Source organism: Clostridium sp. CS001 (genome assembly GCF_020443565.1).
Classification (GTDB): domain Bacteria; phylum Bacillota; class Clostridia; order Clostridiales; family Clostridiaceae; genus Clostridium_AD.
The window spans coordinates 1-877 of the sequence record NZ_JAIZZN010000078.1 but is presented as its reverse complement, the minus strand read 5'-3'; the positions used below and the strand labels follow the sequence as shown (position 1 = coordinate 877).

Genomic DNA, 877 nt, shown 5'->3' with positions numbered 1-877 from the left:
AGATTGTTAATCAACCTATCTTTTCTACTTTATCACCTAATACCAATATTGCTTGGTTGTTATTTAAACGAGTAACTTCACATTTATATTTTGATTCAAATTCTAAAATCCTTCCTGCTAACTCTGGATAGATACTACAGTTTTCCTTAAAGTGAGGCCATATTCTTAAATCTACTGCATTCAATGTACTCATATCAGTTGTTTGAAATATGTTGTCTTCTGGATAAAGATAATTGCAAAGAGTATTATCTTTTCCTAAAATATATGAGCCACAACTTAACCCCACTATGATCTTACCATCTCCAATTAACTTTTTTAATATGACATCAGCACCTGTCTTTTTTAAATGATGCAAAAGATAAAATGGATATCCACCATTTAGAAATATAATATCATAATTTAGCAACTGATCTGAGGCTTCAAATTCAATATCAATGAAGTCAACATTTTTAAATCCCATATCATGAAATGTGTTCTTTACCGAAATCATTTGAGGGTGTTTCTCTTTCAATTTAGGCTGTGAGGTAGTAATGATAACTATTTTAAAAGTTGAGAAATCTTTGGGAAGTAACTTGTAAAAGGCATCTTTTATCTCCTCTGTACATATACCATATGCGGTTAATAATAATCTTTTCATAATAAATATCATTCCTTCTTATCTTTTTAGTTTGTATCGTCATATTCTACAAATACCACTAACTAAGGAATTAGCTCAGCAGATCCTTTATGAATAGTATGAACTACTTTTCATAACCAAATTACAAATCTACATATCCTCATAAATTGGCTCATCTTCAATAAAGACAGAGTCAAGACCAAGCTTTTTAAAATAATTACACATCTTTTGACATGCAAATTTCTCAGTAGAATAATGAGT

The 877-nt window shown here is 29.5% G+C and carries 1 protein-coding gene; it reads right to left on the bottom strand.

Annotated elements, in window-relative coordinates; all coding sequences use genetic code 11:
- Positions 1–10 precede the first annotated feature (10 nt).
- Entirely contained in the window at positions 11–637 is a 627-nt protein-coding gene (locus LGK97_RS19605) for a Type 1 glutamine amidotransferase-like domain-containing protein (RefSeq protein WP_226262003.1), read from the bottom strand.
- Between the last annotated feature and the right edge of the window lie 240 nt (positions 638–877).